Annotated in this window: 1 protein-coding gene; it reads left to right on the top strand. The window is 62.1% G+C overall.

The features are described from left to right. Positions 1-305 precede the first annotated feature (305 nt). Positions 306-3,164, top strand: a 2,859-nt coding sequence (locus PMI21_RS11975) for a DUF5801 repeats-in-toxin domain-containing protein (RefSeq protein WP_007939217.1), incomplete at its 3' end; no start/stop codon positions are given.

Raw genomic sequence — 3,164 nt, 5'->3', positions numbered from 1 at the left:
CCTGGCTCCCACAAGGGGCCAGACCGTTTTCGTGGGGCCGCTTCGCTCCTGAGCCAACGAGGCCAGACGAGCTTCCCGGGGTCAAGGGTGCGAAGCCTTTGACGCCAGGCACACCCACGCCGCAAACAGCCTCTGGTGCTGCGCCGTTCCTTCGCGTCCTCATCCCGTCTCCCCCTCCCTAGTAGTCTGAAACTCCCACCCCGTCTGGGAGTATCGGCCGATGCGTAATTCCCGGCGCCTATCCATAGTTGCGGCCAAAGGTCAACGGTCAGGCCACGATGACCGTAATTTTTCGGGAGTAGATCATGGCTATCACCATCACCGGAACAATGATCATCGACGAGACGTCGGGTAAGCAGAACTCGGCGGCCGGGGGCAGCGACACCACAGGCAACGACGTTAAAGATGGTCTGGGCTTCCAAACCACCGGCGTAACTGCATTCGACACGCTTTTGAATGCCGTGGTGGTGCAGAATCTCACTGGGGTCAACGTCACCGTAGCCGTGAGCAACGGCACCAACAACGACCTTGATGGCACTCCCATGCTCAGCGGTTTCGGGGCCGATGTCACCGATCTGGCCTTCACCAATGCCACGGGTGGTCCGTTGCTTGGGGAGTTGGCACTGTCTGCGGTTGGCGTTCCCCTGCTGACCGTCGACGGCCGCCAAATCTACCTCTACAGCTATACGGGCGCCGACCTGGGCATTGATGAGAACAACGTCGTGTTCGGCCGCAAGGCCAATGCCGACGGCACGGCAAACACCACCGGCGACGTCGTCTTCGCCGCGTACCTGCAACCCACGGACGCTTCCGGTAACGCCCAGAGCTCCGATCTGAACGCCGTGGGCTCCAAGGTCTGGATGGTGCAGTACGAGGAAATCAAGCACCCGATTACCACCAACCCCGACGACGCCTTGAGCGTCTACAACCTCAATGTCTCGGTCAGCAATCGCAGCGACTTCTCGCTGGCAGGCGCGCCTTCAGGCCAGAACCTGTTCCTGATGTACGGCGATGGAACCCCCAACCCGGCTGACGCGGTGATCATCGTCACCGGCAAGAACCCGATCAACCAGTCCAGCGATCCCTCCGCCATCACCAGCGGCGATACCGTCAACACCGGCCAGGGCGGCGGCCCCACCACCCTGGGCACCAACAGCCAGAGTATCGTGGAAGGGTCCGGCTTGTACTTCACCTTCGCGAAGGGCGCGAACCCGAACTACACGGTCAACGCTGACCATTCGGCAACCTCGGTTGGATTCCTGGACCAGAACGAAGCGGACGTGGAAGCCAACATCGACTTCACCTCGCTCTACGGCACCAATGGGGCCAGTTTTTCCGTTGTCCAATCGTCCACGGGCGATAAATCCACGCTGCAAATCAGCGCCTCCACAACGGCTTTTCATCCAGGTACTGCTTTCATCGACAACCTGCACGCCAACACGCTGGTTGAAGTCAACAAGGTCACCATCACCACCCAGCCCACCGGGCACGGCAAAAGTGCGGTTCCAGGTGAGACCCTGGTGTTTGACAAGACCAGTATCGGAACGAACCCCACCACGCTGAGCGGCATCACGGTCACGTTCGGCAGCGACAAGACCGTGGTGATCAAAGGCCTGGAAGCCAACGACCTGATCGCCTACAACACCGACGGCCTACACAACCGGGCGCTGATCGACAACATCGGTTCGACCGACACCAACTTCGACGCCCCCTTCGACATTGGTGGCTTCAAGCTGGTCAATTCCAGTTCCACACCGAATCCGTTCTCGGCGCTGACGTTCCACGATGACGGGCCGACCGCGGACATCGTGGACGGCGGCGGAGTGGTGACGATCGACGAGACGGCCGGCAACCAGGATGATGACAGCGACGCGGCGGCGGTGCTGGCGCTGTTCGACACGGAAGTGCTGAACAAGGGCACAGACTTGAACCCAGCGGAGTTCGCGATCAGCACCACGCCTTTGGCCACCACGGCGCTCAGCAGCTTTGGCCAGGACCAGGTGGGTGGAACGAAAGTACTGTCGCTGGCGATTGTGGGCGGTGACGGCACCGACTCGCTGCTCGACACCACCGATGGCAAGAACATCATTCTGTTCAAGGAAGGCGATCTGATTGTTGGCCGCTATGACGTAGCCAATGGCCCGGTCACCGGAGCCGATCCGGCGGCGTTCGCTATTGCGCTGCAGCAGGACGGCAACGTGGCGGTGGCGCAGTATGTCTCGCTCACGCAGCCCATCGCCGGCAGCACGCCGGCGGCCCATGACGACCGGGTCGACCTGACCGGCCTGATCAACATGGTGGTGACGGTGACCGACGGCGACGGCGACACCAGCACTGACAGCGTCGGCATCGGCGACGACATCAACTTCGACGACGACGGGCCGAGCGCGGACGTGGCCGATGGCGGCGGTTCAGTGACGATCGACGAGACGGCCGGCAACCAGGACGATGACAGCGACGCGCCGGCGGTTTCGGCGCTGTTCGCTGCGGTGGCGAACAAAGGCACGGACTTGAATCCAACCGAGTTCGCGATCAGCACCACACCTTTGGCCACCACGACGCTCAGCGGCTTTGGCCAGGACCAGGAGAATGGGACGAAAGTGCTGTCGCTAGCGATTGTGGGCGGTGACGGCACCGACTCGCTGCTCGACACCACCGATGGCAAGAACATCATTCTGTTCAAGGAAGGCGGTCTGATTGTCGGTCGCTATGACGTGGCCAATGGCACGGTCACGGGTGCCGATCCGGCGGCGTTCGCAATTGCACTGCAGCAGGACGGCAACGTGGCGGTGGCGCAATATGTTTCGCTCACGCACCCCATCGCCGGCAGCACGCCGGCGGCCCATGACGACCGGATCGATCTGGCCGGTCTGATCAACATGGTGGTGACGGTGACCGACGGCGACGGCGACACCAGCACTGACAGCGTCGGCATTGGCGACGACATCAACTTCGACGACGACGGGCCGAGCGCGGACGTGGCCGATGGCGGTGGCGCAGTAACGATCGACGAGACGGCCGGCAACCAGGATAACGACAGCGATGCGGCGGCGGTTCTGGCGCTGTTCGACACGGAAGTGCTGAACAAGGGCACGGACTTGAATCCAACCGAGTTCGCGATCAGCACCACGCCTTTGGCCACCACGGCGCTCAGCAGCTTTGGC

The sequence above is a fragment of the Pseudomonas sp. GM18 genome (assembly GCF_000282195.1).
GTDB lineage: Bacteria > Pseudomonadota > Gammaproteobacteria > Pseudomonadales > Pseudomonadaceae > Aquipseudomonas.
This window is presented reverse-complemented; position numbering and strand designations above follow the sequence as displayed.